Source organism: Duganella sp. (assembly GCF_039595735.1).
In the GTDB taxonomy this organism is placed as follows: Bacteria; Pseudomonadota; Gammaproteobacteria; order Burkholderiales; family Burkholderiaceae_D; genus Rugamonas.
In genome coordinates this window covers 135739-154967 of sequence record NZ_JBCNLB010000004.1, presented here as the reverse complement: position 1 = coordinate 154967, position 19229 = coordinate 135739, and the positions used below count along the sequence as shown (strand labels likewise).

The following is a 19229-nucleotide window of genomic DNA, read 5'->3' as shown; positions in this document are numbered from 1 at the left end:
TTATTTTTCAAGTACCACTGCACGATTCAATACCACCGTGCCCTCCTGCGCCGCCGCGCCGGTGCCCGGCTGGCCGGAACCGACACTCAGCTTGTACTGACCGGGCATCAGCTGCCGCACCCCGTCACGCGTGACAAAACTCAGGTCGCGCGGCGACAGGCGGAAGCTGATCTGGCGGCGCTCGCCGGCTTTCAGCGAGACGCGCTGGAAGCCGCGCAGCGCCAGCCGTGGCGCGCCTTCAAATGACGGCGGCGTCAGGTACAGCTGCGCCACGTCATCGCCGGCGCGGGCGCCAGTGTTGGTGATCTCGGTGGTGACCACCACGCCGTTTTCGGCGGCGCCATCCTGCGCGGCCACCTGCAGCGGCGCATAGCTGAAGCTGGTGTAGCTCAGGCCGGCGCCGAAGGGATAGACCGGCTTGCCGGCATAGTAGCGATAGGTGCGGCCCTGCATCGCATAGTCGTCAAACGGCGGCAGGTCGGCCAGGCCGCTGTAGAAGGTCAAGGGCAGGCGGCCGCCCGGATCGGCACGGCCGGTCAGCACATGGGCGACCGCCAGGCCGCCCGATTGGCCGGGATACCAGGCTTCCAGAATGGCGGAGGCGTTGTCCCTGGCCCACGACAGATCAAGCGCGCTGCCGTTCATCAGCACCACCACCAGCGGCTTGCCCAGCGCCCTGGCGCGTTCCAGCAGGTGGCGCTGATCGGGCGGCAGGTCCAGCGAGGTCTTGTCGCCGCCGGAGAAGCCTTCCACCTTGATCGCCATCTCCTCGCCTTCCAGGTCGGAGGTCAGGCCCACCGCCGCCACCACCACATCGGCGTCCGCCACGCCGGCGGCCAGATCAGCGTCCGGATTGGTGGAGATGCGCTTCCAGAACAGGCCAGGCACGCCGCTGCCGCCGGTCTCGGCGTAGAAGTGCAGCGGATAGCGCTGCCCTTTTTCCAGCTGCACGTCCTGCAGCTTCAGCGGCTCGGCCCATTGCGAATACGTGGTGGCCTCGACCGCCGGCTTGCCGCCCACCGTCAGCGTGCCCTTTACGCCGCTGACGCCGAGGCGGTAGGTGCCGCTCTCCGGCGCCACCAGGTAGCCGCTCCATTGCACCCTGTGCTCGTCTGCCACGGCCTTCAATTGCAAGGCCTGCGAGGCCAGCGCCGGCTCCACGCGCGCGACCACCGGCTTGCTGTCGTACCTGCCATCCTTGCGGTTGAAGTATTCGACGCGCAGGCCGGGCTTGCCGTCCGGCGTCTGCAGGGCCGACGTGGGCACCGGGTCGCCATCGGTGATCGAAGCGCCGGCTGGCACCAGCCTGATCTGCGCCTTCGGCAGCACGCGCCGCAAGCCATCGACCACCGATACCGGCGGCGCCGATTGCGTCGACGAGTAATTGCCGCGCAGGACGCGGGTGGCGTCGGCCAGCGGCCCGATCACGGCCAGCTTCAGGCCCGGCTTGAGCGGCAGCACGCCATCGTTCTTCAGCAGCACCAGGCTCTTGGTGGCCGACTCCAGCGCCAGCTGCTGGTGCGCTGCCGTGCCGATCGCGCTGACCGGCACGGCATGGACCGCGCGCTGCGGCAGGCCGGCCAGGTCGCCGTTGCGGTAGCGCGCCGAGAACAGGCGCACCAAGGCCTGGTCGATATCCCCCATGCTGATCAGGCCACGCTGCCAGGCCTCGCGGTAGCGCGCGCCCAGGTCCGGCACATTGCTGCCCAGGGTTTTGGTATTGCACTCGTTGTCGGTGCCGGCCTTGAGCGCGACCGCGGCAGCGGCGGCCGGATCGGGGGCGTACTTGTGCTGCTCCGAGATATCGGTCACGGCGTCGCAGTCGGACACCACGTACCCCTTGAAGCCCCAGGCGTCGCGCAAGTGCTGCTTCATCAGCAGCTCGCTGCCGCAGGCCGGCTGGCCGTTGATGCGGTTATAGGCGCACATGATGGAGCCGGCCTTGGCGTCGACGATCGCGGCCCGGAAGGCCGGCAGATAGGTATCCTCCAGATCATGCGCCGAGACGAACACGTCGGCCACGTGGCGCGTCGATTCCGGGCCGCTGTGCACGGCAAAGTGCTTGGGTGTGGCGACCACATCCGGCAGCTCCGGATTCGGCCCCTGCATGCCGCGGATGAAGGCCACGCCCAGCGTCGCAGCCAGTTGCGGATCTTCGCCATAGGTTTCCTGCCCGCGGCCCCAGCGCGGATCGCGGAAGATGTTGATGTTGGGCGACCAGGTGTTCAGCCCCGTCCCGATGCGGCCCAGGTGCCCGGTCTCGCGCCCCAGCGTATGCAGCGCGCGCACCTCGGTGCTGATGGCGGCGGCCACCTGCTGCACCAGCGGTGCGTCAAAGCTGGCCGCCAGCCCGATCGGCTCGGGGAAATTGCTGGTCGGCAGCGGCCCGAGCGCGCCGTGCAGCGACTCGGTCCACCAGTTATAGGCGGGAATGCCCAGCCGCGGCACGGCCGGCGCCACGTTCAGCAACTGCTGGGCCTTTTCCTCCAGCGTCAGTTGCGCCACCAGCGCGCGGGCGCGCGCATCGGCGTCGGCGCGCGGGTCGGCGTGGGCCAGCAGGGGCATCAGCGCGGCCAGCAGCCATGCTCCGCACCGGGTAATATTTTTCGCCATGTTAGTCTCCATGTTATAAGACTCAAAAATGTTTGCGGTAACATTTTTGAGCGTGATTCGGTCGTCCGAATTCTTGCCATGGAAATGTAAAGCGAAAGTTACTAATCAACCAATAACTTTTTGATGGAAGCCGATATCAAATCGGATATCATTACGCGGCCCGCGCGGGAGTTGCCGGTTTAGGCGCTGCTTTGACGGCTGCCTTGGTCACTGGCTTTGCAGCTACCTTGCGTACCGCTTCGGCTGCTGCTTTGGCAACTGGTTGGGATGTCTTGGCATTTGGCTTGGCTGTCTTGGCAACTGGTTGGGCTGGCTTGAAAGCAGCCTCGGCGACTTGCTGCCTCTTTGCCATCTCCATTCCCAAGCGCAAATACCTCAGTAGCAGATCATTTTTACTGGTTCGGCTATCAAAGGCCTCGGTACGAAGCGGCCGGCAGACCAGCGATCAAGGATGAGAACCACCAAGCATCGAAACCTGAACAATCAATCAGCATCGAGGCCTGCAGTGTGACATTGTCACCATCGCCTCGACGTACTTTCAGTGCTATGTCGTCAGGACCGCGGACTACGACCCTCCGCGCCCGGCCATCAACCAGCTTGAATCTGCTGGCGGACGAAACACGATCCATAACCGTGGCCCACACCACTCCTCTATTCAACCGGTCAAAGAAGGCCCGACGGCTCGTTGATGACAAGGTAGGCCATTGAGCTTCATCGCTAAAAAGCTGGTTCTCAAACACGCTATCCACTCGTGTATAGAGCGAGGCTTGGCTGGCCACCATTTGAATCGAGAGATCGCGCGCACCATTCGAGACTAGCCACGCAAGAATCGCAGCGGCGGTACCTCCTGCGCCGACAATGACAATCGAGTTTGCATATTCTTTTTCGTCTCTCGCCGCCTGTTTCAAACAGGCCTAGACCTCTTTGAGCCGCTGCCAGAAATCCTGGCCGTTAAAGATTTTCTCAGGGACCGGGGCGCCCCTGTTAGTGAGCGGAAGCTGCTTTGCCGGTCCTGGACCAGTAACAACTGCGGCATCGAATCTTATAGGATGGGTAGCAATGCTTCCCGCTAACGTCTTACCCTTGATCCGCCATTTATTCTGGTCGTTAACCAGCCGCACGGATATCGGCTACGCCGCGCTCCCGCAAAGCCCACGCCTTGGCGGCGATGGCAGCCGCCTTGGGACCACCGCCAATCACAGCAATCTGGACCGGCTCATCCTGTGCGGGAATTGATGGCTGGGCGGAGTTTGCTTTAGACATAGTCGCATCCAATGTAAAAAACGGAGCCGAAGCTCCGTTTTTGTTTCAGGCCAGCTTGCCGTGGCAGGCTTTGTACTTCTTGCCGCTGCCGCACGGGCAGGGATCGTTGCGGCCGACTTTCAGGCCCAGTTCCATCAGCTGCTCGCCGCTCAGGCCCTGCAGCTCTTTCGGCAGGCCGGTGAATTGCGGCGGCGCCAGCAGTTCTTCCGGGGCCGCGTTCGGGTTGAAGTCGGCGTGCTGGTAGCTGACGTTTTCCACGTGCGATTGCTGCATCGCCGCTTCCGCCGCATCGATCTCTTCGCGCGACTGGATGCGCACGGTCATGATCAGTTTGACGACTTCATTCTTGATCATGTCCAGCATCTGGCCGAACAGTTCAAACGCTTCGCGCTTGTATTCCTGCTTCGGATTCTTCTGCGCATAACCGCGCAGGTGGATGCCCTGACGCAGGTGGTCCAGCGCCGCCAGGTGTTCGCGCCAGTGCGAGTCCACCGATTGCAGCATGACGTTGCGCTCAAAGCCGCCAAATGCTTCCTTGCCGACGATGTCCACTTTCGACTGGTACAGCGCATCGGCCGCGGCCAGCACGCGCTCCAGGATTTCTTCGTCGTTTAGGTCCGGCTCTTTTTCCAGCATGGCGCTGAGCGGCAAGTCCAGCTGCCATTCGGCGGCCAGCGCGGCTTCCAGGCCCTTGATGTTCCACTGCTCTTCCACCGATTCCGCCGGCACGTATTCACGCACCAGGTCGGTGAAGGCGCCGTGGCGCAGCGACTGGATCAGTTCCGAAATGTCGGTTGCTTCCAGCAGCTCGTTACGCTGCTGGTAGATCACTTTACGCTGGTCGTTGGCGACGTCGTCGTATTCCAGCAGCTGTTTGCGGATGTCGAAGTTACGGGCCTCCACCTTGCGCTGCGCCGATTCGATCGAGCGCGAAACAATGCCCGCTTCGATCGGTTCGCCTTCCGGCATTTTCAGGCGGTCCATCACGGCGCGCACGCGGTCGCCGGCGAAGATGCGCAGCAGCGGATCGTCCAGCGACAGGAAGAAGCGCGACATGCCCGGGTCGCCCTGACGGGCGGCGCGGCCACGCAGCTGGTTGTCGACGCGGCGCGATTCGTGGCGTTCGGTGCCGACGATGTGCAGGCCGCCCGCGGCCACCACTTGTTCGTGCAGCGCTTTCCAGCCGTCGCGCAGTTTTTGCGCCTGCTCGGCTTTCTGGGCGTCGCTCAGGTCCGGGTTGGCTTCGATGAACTGGATTTGTTTTTCCACGTTACCGCCCAACACGATGTCGGTACCGCGGCCGGCCATGTTGGTGGCAATGGTGATGGCTTTGGGCGAACCGGCCTGGGCGATGATCTCCGCTTCGCGGGCGTGCTGTTTCGCGTTCAGCACGTTGTGCGGCAGGCCGGCCTTGGTCAGGATGCCGGACAGCAGCTCGGAGTTTTCAATCGAGGTGGTGCCCACCAGCACCGGCTGGCCGCGCTCGTAGCACTCGCGGATTTCCAGCATCATGGCGTTGTATTTTTCCTGCGCCGATTTGTACACCTGGTCCTGGCGGTCTTTACGCTGCGACGGACGGTTGGGCGGAATCACCACGGTTTCCAGACCGTAGATTTCCTGGAATTCGTAGGCTTCGGTATCGGCGGTCCCGGTCATGCCGGCCAGCTTGGCATACATGCGGAAGTAGTTCTGGAAGGTGATCGAGGCCAGGGTCTGGTTCTCGTTCTGGATCTTCACCCCCTCTTTCGCCTCGACTGCCTGGTGCAGGCCGTCGGACCAGCGGCGGCCGGTCATCAGACGGCCGGTGAATTCGTCCACGATCACCACTTCATTGTTCTGCACCACGTAGTGCTGATCCTTGAAGTACAGCGCGTGCGCGCGCAGCGCCGCGTACAGGTGGTGCACCAGCGTGATGTTGGCGGAGTCGTACAGCGAGGCGCCTTCCGGCAGCAGGCCCATCTTGGTCAGGATGGCTTCGGCTTTTTCGTGGCCGGCTTCGGTCAGCAGCACCTGGTGCGATTTCTCGTCCTTGGTGTAGTCGCCCGGCACTTCGATCTTGCCTTTGCCGTCCGGGGTTTCTTCGCCGATCTGCAGCGTCAGCAGGCGCGGCACTTCATTGATCTTGTAGTACAGATCGGTATGGTTCTCGGCCTGGCCGGAGATAATCAGCGGGGTACGCGCTTCGTCGATCAGGATCGAGTCCACTTCATCGACGATGCCGAAGTTCAGCACGCGCTGCACGCGGTCCTTGGCGTCGAACACCATGTTGTCGCGCAGGTAGTCGAAGCCGAATTCGTTGTTGGTGCCGTAGGTGATATCCGAGGCGTAGGCCTGCTGCTTGTCGGCGTGCGCCATCTGCGACAGGTTGATGCCGGTGCTCAGGCCCAGCCAGCCGTACAGCTTGGACATGGTCTCGGCGTCGCGCTGGGCCAGGTAGTCATTGACGGTGACGATGTGCACGCCCTTGCCGGACAGCGCGTTCAGGTAGGCTGGCAGGGTCGCGGTCAGGGTTTTACCCTCGCCGGTGCCCATTTCAGCGATTTTGCCGTAGTGCAGAACCATACCGCCGATCATCTGCACGTCGAAGTGGCGCATCTTCATGACGCGCTTCGAGGCCTCACGGCAGACTGCGAACGCTTCCGGCAGGAGCTGATCCAGCGTTTCGCCATTGGCGATGCGTTCCTTGAACGCCGGCGTCTTGGCTTGCAGCTCGGCATCCGACAGTTTTTCCATGGCCGGTTCGAGCGCATTGATCTCGCGTACCGTTTTTTGGTATTGCTTGAGCAGGCGCTGGTTGCGGCTGCCGAAAATCTTGGTCAGAAAAGACATGCTTAATATGGCCGTTAAAGGGTTCGACTACGACAAAAGACGGTGATTTTATCACGCGTCCGGAGCTACATTGGGTTATTGGCCGATATAACAATAGCCCAACCGTACACAATGTCACAAAATCAATCGATTTTAACCGGTGGTGACGATTTTGGGGCGCTGTGATATGTTTCGCCGCATGCGTTTCAACTCCTCCAATCTTTCGCTCAAGCGCCGCACGGCAGTGGAAGCCACCGATTTCCTGCGCCGCAACGACCGCATGGCCGCCCTGCTGCCGGCGGTCGAGCGCATGGCGCGCCTGCAAAAAGACTGCGCCCACTGCCTGCCGGCCATGTTCAAGCACTGCGAGATCCTGGCCTTTGAGGACGGCCAGCTGGTGCTGTCGCTGCCGACCACCGCGCTGGCGGCCAAGCTGAAGCAACAATTGCCAAAGTTACAAGAAACGCTGGCGCAGCGCGGCTGGCAGGTGCGGGGCGTGAAGCTGAAGGTGCAAATGACCAAGCCGTCCCAGATCAAGGAAAAGATGCGCTCGCTGGAATTGCCGCCAGCCGCAGTCGAGGCGTTTGACGAGCTCAGCGAGAAACTGGAAGCCAGCGCGCAGAACAGCGCGCTGATCGAGGCGGTCAAGGCCATGGTGGCCCGGCGCCGCGCCGGCGGCGGCTAAGCCAGGTGAGATTAAGTTAGCGCCCACTCACGCGCCATCTGGCGCACATAGGATTGCGGCGCCACGTCGTTGCTCTCGAACGTGACGATTTCGTAAGCATCCGGATGCTTGAGCAGTTCCAGCAGCAGCTGGTTGTTCAGCGCGTGGCCGGACTTGTGGGCCTCGTAGCTGGCCAGCAGCGGGTGGCCGACCAGGTACAGGTCGCCAATCGCGTCCAGGATCTTGTGGCGCACGAATTCATCTTCATAGCGCAACCCGTCCGAATTGAGGATGCGGTACTCGTCCATCACGATGGCGTTTTCCAGCGAACCGCCGCGTGCCAGGCCGATGCCGCGCAACATTTCGACGTCCTGCATGAAGCCGAAGGTGCGTGCGCGCGCCACGTCGTGCACGTAGGAGACGTCGCCGAAATCCACATGGGCGCGCTGCTGCGTGCCATCCACCGCCGGGTGGTTGAATTCGATGAAGAAGTCCAGCTTGAAGCCGTCGTGCGGCAGCAGGCGCGCCCATTTTTCCTTGTCGCCGGTGCCTTCGCGGATTTCGACCGGCTTCAGCACGCGGATGAACTTCTTGGCGGCCGGCTGCTCCAGCACGCCGGCTTGCTGCAACAGGAAGACGAAGGACGATGCCGAGCCATCCATGATAGGAATTTCTTCGGCGCTGACTTCAATGTACAGATTGTCAATCCCGAGGCCGGCGCAGGCCGACATCAGGTGCTCGACGGTCGACACGCGCGCGCCATCCTTGACCAGCACCGAAGCCATGCGGGTATCGCCCACCGCCATGGCGCTGGAGGGGAACTCCACCATGGGATCAAGGTCCACCCGGCGAAACACAATGCCGGTATCCGGCGCGGCCGGACGCAAGGTCAGCTCGACCTTGGTGCCGGAGTGCAGGCCGACACCGGTGGTGCGGACCAATTCTTTGATAGTGCGTTGTTTTAGCATCGGACGATTATAGCGTGATTAGGGATGCTCGGCTTCAACATGCACTGCTTCGCGCCGCACCAGGTAAATGCCGCTGGCGATGATGATGCCGGCGCCCAGCAGGGTGTAGCCATCCGGCAGCACCTGCCATAGCAGCCAGTCGATCGCCACGCCCCAGGCCAGCGCCGTGTACTCGAACGGCGCCACCACCGAAGCCTTGCCGGAGCTGAACGCGCGGGTGATGGCCAGCTGGCCGAGGAAACCGCTGATGGCCAGCGCCAGCAGCACCCAGCCATCCTCGGCGCGCACCGGCACCCATTTTTGCAGCGACATGGCCAGGCCGCCGGCCGACATCAGGATCAGATACCAGAACATCATCGATTCGTTGGAATCGCTGCGCGCCAGCACGCGGCTGGCGACAGCGGCGATGGCATAGCAGGCCGCCGCGCCCAGGATCGCCAGGCCGCCGATCGACAGGAAACCGGTCCCTTCGGGCCGCAGCACGACCAGCACGCCTATCAGGCCGACCACGATGGCCACCCACTGCCCTACGCCCACCTTTTCCTTCAACACGAAGACCGACAGCGCAGTGATCAGCGCCGGTGCGATGAAGAAGATCGAATACGCCTCGGCCAGCGACAGCATGCTCAGGCCGAAGGCGAACATGGTCAGCATGCCGATACCCAGCGCGCTGCGGAACAGGTGCATCGGCCAGCGCACGCGGAAGATGCCCTGGAAAGCGCCGCGATACAGCATGTAGCAGCACAGCAGCGGAAGCGAGCTGAGCGCGCGCATGGCGGTGACCTGCGTGGCGGGATAGTGGGCGGAGAGCAGCTTCATGGTGGTATCCATGAAGGAGAACATGGCGACGGCAATCAGCATCGCGTAGATGCTGCGCAGGTTTTCGTGACGGCTGGACAGGGGATGCTCCTGATGCGGAAAACGTCATCATGGCGACGTCGGGAGCCAGGACCGGGTTGTGTCCGGTCGTGGTGATTATAGCAAGCGCGCCCCAGCCCTGCCGACCGTAGAAACTTGTCATATGCATGTCACCATCAAACGGTAATTTGTACGCTTTTCCATTTCGGTGAGCGTCAAATGAAAAAACCAGTCAACCACGGCGCCCGCGCCGACCACACGCCGCCTACACTTTCGCCTGCTGAAGCGCCATTGCCGCAACGCCGCGCGCTGCTGAAGATGGGGCTGGCCTCGGCTTCCGGCTTGTCGGTCGGCGGCCTGCTGGCCGGCTGCGGCGGCGATGCCCCCAGCAGCAGCGCAACCACCCCGCCCAGCACGCAAATTTCCAGTTTTGCGCTGGCGGTATTGCCGGACACTCAGTTTTATTCCCGCTACGCGACCTCGTCCGAAAGCAATCAATACCAACGGCACTATGGCAACGAACCGTACGCGGCCCAGACCAACTGGGTGGCGCGCAATGCGCAGGCGCTGAATATCCCGTTCCTGATCCACCTCGGCGACGTGGTCGATCAGGTCGGCAAGCCGGAGCAATGGAAGGTGGCCGACAGCGCCATGCAGGTGCTGGAGGCGGCCAAGCTTCCCTACTCCATCCTGGCCGGCAACCACGACGTGCTGAACGACATCGATTACGACAGCGATCCCACCAAGGGCACCGACACCCAGCGCGTGCTGGCCAACGAACCGTATCTGCAATGGTTCGGCACCCGGCGCGCGCAACGCCAGGCCACCTTTGGCGCGCGCGACAGCACCGGTTTCCATGAGTACCATATCTTCAAGGCGCAGGATCAGCAATTCCTGGTGCTGTCGCTGTCATGGCGCATCTCCGACGCCGGCATCGCCTGGGCACGCAAGGTGCTGGCCGATCATCCGACGCTGCCGGCCATCCTGGTCAACCACCAGTTGCTGAATATTGCGCCGGACGCGGTCAGCCCGCTGGAAACCGGCTACGGCAAGATGTTGTGGGACAAGCTGATCCGCGATAACGATCAGATTTTCATGACGCTCAACGGCCACCACCACGGCGGCGCGCGCCTGACCAAGACCAATGACTTCGGCAACGCGGTCGAGGAAATGGTGGTCGACTACCAGATGGCCTACCAGGGCGGCAACGGCCTGATGCGCCTGTACGAGTTCGACCTGACCAACAACCAGATCAAGGTCCTGTCGTTCTCGCCGTGGGTGCCGATGAAGCCGGCCGAAACGCTGAACGCCTTTGACCGCGCCGTGCTGACCGAGCCTAACCACAGCTTCACCATCGACATGAATTTCGCCAAGCGCTTCGCCCGTTTCAATCCGACGTTCAGCGCCGGCAAGGCCACCGTCGCCGCTTCGCTGATCGAGCAGGCCAAGGCGCTGGTGCTGAAGGGCTACACCGAGCCGACCGTGGTGGCGCCGGTCCTGCCCAAGGATAGCGACGACTACCCGAAAGTCGCCTCGACGGTGGCCCACTGGCGCTTCTACGGCGGCACGGACGGCGCGCCGGTCGCGCCGGGCACGCGGATTGCCGACGTCACCGGCGCCAATCCGCTGACGCGCGACCAGCTCAACCAGGGCGGCATCGTCGGCGCCGCCGCCGGCGACATTGTCTGGAGCAGCGACCATCACCGCCTGTCGTCGGCGCCCGGCTCGGTCAGCTTCCTGAACACGGACAAGAACGCCCCGCGCCTGAGCTACTTCGTGACCGACGCCACGGCCGCCATCAACGCGCAAACCTTCGCCAGCACCGGCTACACGATCGAAGCCTTCATCAAGATCAACCCGGCGTGGGACAAGGCCAGGCATGCGTGGATGAACATCATGACGCGCGACGGCAAGCGCGGCGACCTGGCCGGCTTCATCGGCGGCGACCCGGAATCGCCGCCGTTGCTGTTCGCCATTTCCAGCCTGCGCGAAGTGCAATGGGAAGTGGTGCCGGACGTCAGCGGCCAGCGCGATGCGATGGCCAGCTGGTCCGGCGAGATCATCGCCGGCAACTGGGTACACATCGCCATCGTCAACGATCCCGCCACGCATGACACCGTCATGTATGTGGAAGGAGCACCGGTGCTGCGCAACAGCAGCAACGTGGCGGGGATCGCGACCTTGTCGCCGGCGTCGCCATGGGTGGTGGGCGGCGGCTCGTGGGATGGCCAGCGCGCCGACGGTTTCTTCGGCAATATCGGCGAAGTGCGCATCGCCAGCGGCGCGCTGCCGGCCAGCCAGTGGCTGACCGCGCGCCGCAGCTGATTAGCGTTCCGGCAGCAGCATGACCAGCTTCAGGTCATGCCGCTGGGACAGATGCAGGGTGACCTGGTTGAAACCCAGTTCCCCGGCGCGCGGATGGTGAAAGCGGCGCAGGCCGCCCTCCCGGCTGACCACGTCCTGCGATTGCCACAGGGCGCGGAATTCGGCGCTGTCTGTTGCTAATTCCGCGATCAGCGCGGCCAGCGCCGCATCGCTGGCGTGCTTGCCGATGTCAGCGCGGAATTCCGCCACCAGCCGGCGCGCGCGGTCTTCCCAATCCACAATGAGGCCGCGCGCCGCGGCGCTGCGGAACATGAAGCGCAGCAGATTGGGGCGCGCCGGCGCCGCCTCTTCCACGTCCAGCCAGCCGCCGAACAGGGCCAATGCGTGGTCGTTCCATGCCACCGCATCCCATTGCCGGTCCAGCATGTAGGCCGGGCCGTCGATGGCGTCAACCATGGCTTGCAGCGAATCTTCCGCATCAGCCGCGCCGTCGTCGTGCTGCGGGTCCAGCCGCTCAGCCAGGCTGAACAGGTAGCTGCGCTCGGCAGCCGTGAGATGCAGCACCTCGGCCATGCGCGCCAGCAGCTTGCCGGAGGCGGCGACACCCCGGCCCTGCTCCAGCCACGTCAGCCAGGTCGGGCTGACATCGCACAGCTGCGCCAGTTCTTCGCGGCGCAGGCCGGGCGTGCGGCGGCGGCCGCCAGCCGGCATGCCGACGCTCTGCGGTGTGGTGCGTTCACGATGGGCGCGGATAAATTCACCGAGCTTGGTTTGCATGGTAGTTCCTTATACCAGGATAAATCCTTGTCTTGTTACAGGATAAAAACGCTTCTATTCTGCACTGACTTACCCATCTTGAGGAGAACATCATGCAACAGCAAGCCGTTGTCGCCCAACAGTTCGGCAATACCGCCAGCGCCTATCTGACCAGCACCGTCCATGCGCAAGGCGCGGACCTGGCCATGCTGCGCGCAATCGCGGCCGGGCTGGGCAAGCGGCCGGTGGTGCTGGATCTGGGCTGCGGCGCCGGCCACGCCAGCTTTGCGGTGGCGCCGGTGGCGCAATCGGTGACGTCGTTTGACCTCTCGCCGGAGATGCTGGCGGTGGTGGCGGACGCGGCACAGGAGCGCGGCTTGCAGAACATCAGTACGCAACAGGGCAATGTCGCCAGCCTGCCGTTTGCCGATGCATCGTTCTGCATGGTGGTGACGCGCTTCTCGGCCCATCACTGGCTCGACGTGCCGGCCGCGTTGCGCGAGGTGAAGCGCGTGCTGAAACCCAAGGGCGTGCTGGTCATCATCGACATCACCGCGCCGGAATCGCCGCTGCACGACACCACCTTGCAAGCGGTGGAATTGCTGCGTGATGGCTCGCACGTGCGCGACTACCGTCCCTCGGAGTGGCAGCACATGCTGCGCGAGGCCGGTTTTGAAAGCGAGCGCATTAAAGACTGGAAACTGCACATGAAATTCGACGAGTGGACCGCGCGCATGCGCACGCCGGCCGAGCGCGTGACCGCCATCCGCAGCCTGTTCCGCAGCGCACCGCAGGAAACGCGCGACTACTTCGCCGTGCAGGCCGACGACTCCTTCACCATCGATTCGACACTGTTCAAGGCCCGGCACGGGTTTGGCGATATCTACTGAGGCTGGTCTTGATTATCCCCGGCGTCATCCGGTTTACCGGCCGGCGCCCGGCGGCTGTGCTGGGCGAAAAACTGCCAGATGATTTCGTTGGCGTCAATGTCACGGGTGGTTTTGCCGATGGGGAGGCCAACGTTGAATGGATCGGCGCCAGGCCATGTGTGGCCGCCATCTTTGACGGTCAGTAACGCCACGCGCTGCCTGCCGTTGCCCTGCTCCTGCAGGGTGACATCCGCGCTGCCGACGGTGCGCTGGCTGACGGCGGTTGCGGCAAGCTCGTTGCGCTTTACCCAATAGCGGTAGCTGTCCGGTGCTGACAGGTAGCCGCCCGGCTTTCCGCCGTAGGCCACCACCTGGTCGGCCGTGCCGTGAATCAGCAGTACGCCGACCCTGCCCGGCCTGGTGTGGTGCTGCACTACCGGCTCCGGCATCGGCCCCCCCACCGATGCCACCGCCGCGAACAGCTGCGGCAACTCGGCGGCGATGCGCAATGTGAAGAAACCACCGCGCGACAATCCGGTGGCATATACCCGCTGGCCATCCACCCGGTAATCCTGCCTGAGTTTTGCCAGCAGCGCTTCGACAAAGCCGATATCGTCGGTCCCTTCAAGGTAGGACATGCCAAAGCCGACGTTCCAATCCTGCTTGACGCCCAGGGGGTAGACCACGATGAACTGGTGACGATCCGCCGCGCGGTTCATCTGTGTGTACAGCATTTGCTCGGCCATGGTCATGCCGCTGCCATGAAAATTGAAGACCAGCGGAAAAGCCTTGTGAGGCTGGCTTTCATACGATGCCGGCGTGTAGACCAGATAGCGCCGCTTTTCATCCTTGTGCACCAGCGATTTGACCTGCGCGTACGCCGGCAGCACTGTGCAGGCCAGAAAAATCAACGTCAAAAATGCTCTCATGATGTGTCCCCATAAATAGTAACGGAGCACACAGCATAGAAAAACGCAGGTGAAACTAAGGTGAAATCGGCGCGCGGATTGGCGCTATTTCGACGCGGTACGTGGCCCCGGCTGCATGGAAGCTGATCTGCCAGTGCATGGCTTCCGCGATACGCCGCAGAAGCTGCTGACCATGCTGGAAGCCCTGCGTCGCCGCAGGCCGTGACGGATCGAACGTGTTCTCCATTGCCAGCACGCCGTCCGCAAACGACAGCGACAAACGCGAGCCCGGAGCGCCATGAAACAATGCATTGCTGACGCAGTTATTCACCAGCAGCATGGACAGGTGCCGATTACCCACCACCTGCAGCCGGTCCGGCAAGTGCAATGCCAACCGGTCCTCGTCGGAGTCGCCGTCCAGCAGACGCAACAAGCTCTCCTCGATACAGCCGCGCAGATCGAAGGCCTCGCTGTCGATATGTCCGGCGCGCGCCAGCGCAAACAGCAGGTTGATCGTATTGCCCAGCTCCACCGCGCCGGCCTGCAGCTGCTGTACTTCCTGCGCCGACAGCGGACGCGATGCCGCCTGCGACAGCGTGTTGCTCATCACCGTCAGCGGCGTACGCAATTCGTGGCTGACGTCGCGCGTGAACGCGTGTTCGCGATCCAATGCGGCCTGCAAATCGGCGATGGTGGCGCCCAGCTTCTGCGCCAGGTAGCCGATTTCGTCGCGCCGCTGCGCCGCGCTGAACGCGCCGGCACTGCGCGGCGCCAGATTGCGTACCTCATGCGCCAGCACCTGCAGCGGCGCGACCAGCCGTCGTGACAGCCAGTACGCCAGCAGCAGCGCCAGCGCGATCAGGCCCAGCGCAACCGCCGTCAGAAAACCGCCAACCTCCTGGAACAATCTGGACACTACCAGCAGCGGACGTGCATCGGCCAGCAGATAGACCCGCTGCACACCGGGCAGGTCGAGCGCGCGCAGGTGGTAATGCGGGCCGCTGCCGGTAGAGATCTCGGCCCGTTCGCGGCCATCGGCAACCCGTGCGCGCACTTCCGGCGGCAGCGATGCGGCGTCGCGGTAGACGCGAATCAGTTCATCACGCGGTGCGGCCAGTTCGCCATGCTGGCGGAAGTGCGTCGTCATCGCGGCCGCTTCGCGCTCCAGCAAACGATCCACCAGCATGTCTTCCGTCACATACGAGATCACCAGCGCCAGGCCGGTGTAGCACAGGCAAATCAGCACTGTGAATCCGGCCAGCGCGGCAAACAAGCCTTGCCGGATCGAGCTAAACATCGAGCGTAAGCCGGTAGCCCAGCTGCGGTATCGTCACAATCGCCTTCGGCGCACCGGCCGACTCCAGTTGTTTGCGCAGCGCGTAGATATGCGACTTGAGCGCGTCGCTGTCCGGCGGATCGGCACCCCACAGCGCATGCATCAGCGTGGAGCGCGGCACCGCATGCGGATAGCCGCTGCAGATTGCCTGCAAAAGCTTGAAACCGGCGTGTGTCAGCGTCAGCGGCACGCCCTGGTACAGCGCGCGCCTTTCGCGCAGCAGCAGCGTCAGCGCGCCGACGCGCATCTCCTGGTCGAGATGCAGCTGTCCGCGCCGCGCCAGTGCTTCGCAGCGCAGCGCCAGTTCGCGCAGGTCGAATGGTTTGGTGAGATAGTCGTCGGCGCCTTCGCTGAAGCCGCTCGCCTTGTCCTCGAAGGCGTCGCGCGCGGTCAGCATCAGCACCGGCACATTGCGCGCTGCGCGCGTCTTGATGGCGCGGCACACCTCCAGCCCATCGATATCGGGAAGATTCAGGTCGAGCAGCACCACGTCATAGGTTTCGCGCGTGGCCAGTTCAATGGCCAGCGCACCGCTGGCCGCATGGTCGGTCTGCCACTGCATGCCGTCCAGGAAATCCACGACCTGGCGGGCGATGGTGGGGTGATCTTCCACCACGAGGATGGTCAGCGGGCTGCGGTTCATCGTGCGTCAGAAAAAACGGCGCCGCAGCGCCGTCCTGTTGATTACAGCTGACCCAGCAGGGTTTCAGCGTTGGAGACTTCGAACTTGCCGCCTTGTTCGATGTTCAGCTGGGTGACCACGCCGTCCACCGCCAGCAGCGAGTAGCGCTGCGAGCGGGTGCCCATGCCAAACTTGCTGAAGTCGGCGTCCAGGCCCAGTGCTTTGGAGTAAGCGGCGTTACCGTCGGCCATCATGCGCACGATGCCGGTGGCTTTCTGGTCGCGGCCCCACGCGCCCATGACGAAGGCGTCGTTGACCGAGATGCACCAGATCTCATCCACGCCCTTGGCTTTCAGCTCGGCGGCGTGCTTGACGTAACCCGGCACGTGCTGCGCCGAGCAGGTCGGGGTGTAAGCGCCTGGCAGGCCGAAGATGGCGATCTTCTTGCCCTTGACCAGATCCTGCACGTTGAAGGTGTTCGGGCCCAGCGAGCAGCCTTCGGTTTCGGTTTCGATGAATTCGGACAGGGTGCCTTCCGGCAGCTTGTCACCAATCTTGATGGTCATGGATAAACTCCTTTTATAAAAATAAAAAAGCCGCACCAAGGTGCGGCTCTTCCCTCGGATAGAACCCGAAGTATGCCTTAATCGGCCTGTTTGCGCAGGAAAGCTGGAATGTCGTAGGTTTCCATGCCGTTTTTCTCCATCGCGCGCACCTGTTCCGAGGCCGACTCGCGACGCCATACAGCCGGTGCCTTCATGCCGTCGAAGGCTGGCGATGCGCCGCCGCCCATGCCGCCGGCCGCGCCCATCGACAGGCCTTGCGCCGCCGCTGCGCCGCCCATGGCAGCCGATGGCATCATCGGGCTGTTGTGGGTGCCGGTGCGCAGCATCTGCTGAGGAACCAGTTGCACATGCTTCTTGGCTTTGCCCAGGCCGGTGGCCACCACGGTCACGCGGATGTTGTCGCCCATGTCGTCGTCGTAAGCGATACCTTGCGCGATCGAGGCATCCGGTGCGGCAAACGCGCGCACAGCGGCCATGACTTCCTTGATTTCCTTACCTTTCAGGCCGCGCGATGCGGTGACGTTCACCAGCACGCCGCGCGCACCCGACAGGTCAACGCCGTCCAGCAGCGGCGACGCCACCGCTTGTTCAGCGGCGATGCGTGCGCGGTCCACGCCGGAAGCGGTGGCGGTGCCCATCATGGCCTTGCCCTGCTCGCCCATGATGGTCTTGACGTCGTTGAAGTCGACGTTGATGTGGCCTGGCACGTTGATGATCTCCGCGATACCGGCAACGGCGTTGTTCAGCACATCGTCAGCGTGTTGCAGCCATTCGATCAGCGACTCGTCTTCGTAGATCTCTTCCAGCTTCTCGTTCAGGATCACGATCAGCGAGTCGACGTTGGCCGACAGCTGCTCCAGGCCCTCGTCCGCGATGTCCATGCACTTCTGGCCTTCGTGCGAGAACGGCTTCGATACCACCGCCACGGTCAGCGCGCCCTGCGCCTTGGCCACTTCCGCCACGATCGGTGCGGCGCCGGTGCCGGTGCCGCCGCCCATGCCGGCAGCGATGAAGACCATGTGCGCGCCGCGCAGCGCGTCTTCAATGCGCTGACGCGATTCTTCGGCCAGCTTGCGGCCGACGTCCGGCTTCATGCCGGCGCCCAGGCCGGTATCGCCGATCTGGATGATGTTGTCGGCCTTGGACGTGGCCAGTGCCTGCGCGTCGGTGTTCGCGGCGATGAACTCCACGCCCGACATGCCCTTGTTGATCATGTGCTGCACCGCATTGCCACCCGCACCGCCGACGCCGACGACCTTGATGACAGTACCCAAAGCTGCGTTATCGACCATATCGAACTCCATGATGTAACTCCCTATCAGAATGCGGTTTTCAAGCGCCAGTCCTCATAATTGTAGGAGAACTGGGGATTGAAAACTGCGGTTTAATATAAAAAATTTAGTTGTTTCGTACTAGCTTCGTTTCGACCTCAGAAATTCCCGAGGAACCATTCCTTCATGCGCTGCCAAACTGCCTTCACCGATCCATCCTGGCGCGTGACGATGTGGCCACGCAGATACTGCTTTTTCGCTTCCAACAGCAGGCCAAGCACGGTCGCGTAGCGCGGGCTGCGCACCACGTCGGCCAGCTGGCCACGGTAATCCGGCGTGCCGAGGCGCGCCGGCTTGAGGAATATGTCTTCCGCCATTTCGACCATGCCCGGCATGATCGCGGTGCCGCCGGTCAGCACGATGCCCGAGGACAGCACGCCTTCGTAGCCGGACTCGCGCACCACCTGGTGCACCATCGCGAACAGCTCTTCCACGCGCGGCTCGATCACCGCCGCCAGCGCCTGGCGCGACAGGTTGCGCGGACCGCGGTCGCCCAGGCCCGGCACTTCCAGCGATTCGCCCGGATCGGCCAGCACCTGCTTGGCCACGCCATAGCGGATCTTGATCTCTTCCGCTTCCGTGGTCGGGGTGCGCAGCGCCATGGCGATGTCGTTGGTGATCTGGTCGCCGGCGATCGGGATCACGGCCGTGTGGCGGATCGCGCCGTCCGAGAACACCGCAACGTCGGTCGTGCCGCCGCCGATATCGATCAGCACCACACCCAGTTCCTTCTCGTCGCCGGTCAGCACCGCATCGGCCGATGCCATCGGCTGCAGGATCAGGTCCGACACTTCCAGGCCGCAGCGGCGCACGCACTTGACGATGTTCTGCACCGCCGACACCGCGCCGGTCACGATGTGCACTTTCACTTCCAGGCGGATGCCGCTCATGCCGATCGGCTCGCGCACATCTTCCTGGCTGTCGACGATGAACTCTTGCGGCACCGTATGCAGCAGCTGCTGATCGGTCGGAATGTTAACCGCCTTTGCCGTTTCAATGACGCGCGCTACGTCGGTCGCCGTCACTTCCTTGTCCTTGATCGCCACCATGCCGCTCGAATTGAAGCTGCGGATATGGCTGCCGGCGATGCCCGCATACACATTGCGGATCTTGCAGTCGGCCATCAGCTCCGCTTCCTCCAGCGCGCGCTGGATCGATTCCACGGTCGCTTCGATGTTGACCACTACGCCCTTCTTCAGGCCTCGCGATTCGTGCTGGCCCAGGCCGATCACTTCGTGGCGTCCATCGCCCATCACTTCGGCCACCACGGCCACCACCTTGGAGGTGCCGATATCGAGGCCGACGATCAGGTTTTTCGCGTCTTTAGTCATTTCTTTTCTGC

General features: G+C 63.2%; 16 protein-coding genes. 3 read left to right on the top strand and 13 right to left on the bottom strand.

The genetic code is table 11. The features are described from left to right. The 4 genes from ABDW57_RS10480 to secA all read right to left on the bottom strand — a co-directional run bounded on the left by ABDW57_RS10480 (window position 1) and on the right by secA (window position 6705). Window positions 1-2613: a glycoside hydrolase family 3 C-terminal domain-containing protein gene (locus tag ABDW57_RS10480; RefSeq protein WP_343730144.1), complete on the bottom strand. Its 2613-nt coding sequence runs from the start codon at window positions 2611-2613 to the stop codon at window positions 1-3. Between the two features lie 407 nt (window positions 2614-3020). Continuing rightward, window positions 3021-3521, bottom strand: a complete 501-nt coding sequence (locus tag ABDW57_RS10475) for a SidA/IucD/PvdA family monooxygenase (protein ID WP_343730143.1) — start codon at window positions 3519-3521, stop codon at window positions 3021-3023. Between the two features lie 199 nt (window positions 3522-3720). Then, entirely contained in the window at window positions 3721-3876 is a 156-nt protein-coding gene (locus tag ABDW57_RS10470) for a hypothetical protein (RefSeq protein ID WP_343730142.1), read from the bottom strand. Between the two features lie 45 nt (window positions 3877-3921). Beyond that, window positions 3922-6705 (bottom strand): preprotein translocase subunit SecA, encoded by a 2784-nt coding sequence (secA, locus tag ABDW57_RS10465; RefSeq protein ID WP_343730141.1) that lies wholly within the window; start codon window positions 6703-6705, stop codon window positions 3922-3924. Window positions 6706-6883: 178 nt separating this feature from the next. Between secA and ABDW57_RS10460 the strand changes: the two genes are divergently transcribed. Then, window positions 6884-7369, top strand: coding sequence for a DciA family protein (locus ABDW57_RS10460; RefSeq protein ID WP_343730140.1), 486 nt, complete (start codon window positions 6884-6886; stop codon window positions 7367-7369). Window positions 7370-7380: 11 nt separating this feature from the next. On the opposite strand, the gene lpxC is transcribed toward ABDW57_RS10460, so the two are convergent. Together lpxC and ABDW57_RS10450 are read right to left on the bottom strand one after the other, a co-directional pair. Further along, window positions 7381-8316, bottom strand: a complete 936-nt coding sequence (gene lpxC / locus ABDW57_RS10455) for a UDP-3-O-acyl-N-acetylglucosamine deacetylase (protein ID WP_343730139.1) — start codon at window positions 8314-8316, stop codon at window positions 7381-7383. Window positions 8317-8334: 18 nt separating this feature from the next. Next, window positions 8335-9177: a DMT family transporter gene (locus ABDW57_RS10450; RefSeq protein ID WP_343730138.1), complete on the bottom strand. Its 843-nt coding sequence runs from the start codon at window positions 9175-9177 to the stop codon at window positions 8335-8337. 315 nt (window positions 9178-9492) lie between these two features. Here ABDW57_RS10450 and ABDW57_RS10445 point away from each other — a divergent pair, with 315 nt between their 5' ends. Then, complete coding sequence (locus ABDW57_RS10445; RefSeq protein ID WP_343730331.1) at window positions 9493-11499, top strand: LamG-like jellyroll fold domain-containing protein; 2007 nt, start codon at window positions 9493-9495, stop codon at window positions 11497-11499. Here the strand turns inward: ABDW57_RS10445 and ABDW57_RS10440 are convergent, their stop codons facing one another. After that, window positions 11500-12276, bottom strand: coding sequence for a helix-turn-helix transcriptional regulator (locus ABDW57_RS10440; protein WP_343730137.1), 777 nt, complete (start codon window positions 12274-12276; stop codon window positions 11500-11502). A gap of 92 nt (window positions 12277-12368) precedes the next feature. Here ABDW57_RS10440 and ABDW57_RS10435 point away from each other — a divergent pair, with 92 nt between their 5' ends. Then, window positions 12369-13145: a methyltransferase domain-containing protein gene (locus tag ABDW57_RS10435; protein WP_343730136.1), complete on the top strand. Its 777-nt coding sequence runs from the start codon at window positions 12369-12371 to the stop codon at window positions 13143-13145. Here the strand turns inward: ABDW57_RS10435 and ABDW57_RS10430 are convergent. The 6 genes from ABDW57_RS10430 to ftsA form a co-directional block, all read right to left on the bottom strand. After that, window positions 13139-14041, bottom strand: coding sequence for a PHB depolymerase family esterase (locus ABDW57_RS10430; RefSeq protein WP_343730135.1), 903 nt, complete (start codon window positions 14039-14041; stop codon window positions 13139-13141). The two genes, ABDW57_RS10435 and ABDW57_RS10430, sit on opposite strands and share 7 nt — an antisense overlap. Window positions 14042-14108: 67 nt before the next feature. Next, a complete protein-coding gene (locus ABDW57_RS10425; protein WP_343730134.1) occupies window positions 14109-15329 on the bottom strand; it encodes a HAMP domain-containing sensor histidine kinase in 1221 nt (406 codons plus the stop codon). After that, entirely contained in the window at window positions 15322-16011 is a 690-nt protein-coding gene (locus tag ABDW57_RS10420; protein ID WP_343730133.1) for a response regulator transcription factor, read from the bottom strand. The genes ABDW57_RS10425 and ABDW57_RS10420 overlap by 8 nt, the downstream gene beginning before the upstream one ends. Window positions 16012-16052: 41 nt before the next feature. Continuing rightward, on the bottom strand, window positions 16053-16556 hold the full coding sequence (locus tag ABDW57_RS10415; RefSeq protein ID WP_176646224.1) for a peroxiredoxin: 504 nt from the start codon (window positions 16554-16556) through the stop codon (window positions 16053-16055). Window positions 16557-16633: 77 nt separating this feature from the next. Further along, the gene (gene ftsZ, locus ABDW57_RS10410; protein WP_343730132.1) at window positions 16634-17860 is read right to left on the bottom strand and encodes a cell division protein FtsZ; all 1227 of its coding nucleotides are present in this window, start codon (window positions 17858-17860) and stop codon (window positions 16634-16636) included. A gap of 125 nt (window positions 17861-17985) precedes the next feature. Continuing rightward, window positions 17986-19218, bottom strand: a complete 1233-nt coding sequence (gene ftsA / locus ABDW57_RS10405) for a cell division protein FtsA (RefSeq protein ID WP_155462700.1) — start codon at window positions 19216-19218, stop codon at window positions 17986-17988. Window positions 19219-19229 lie beyond the last annotated feature (11 nt).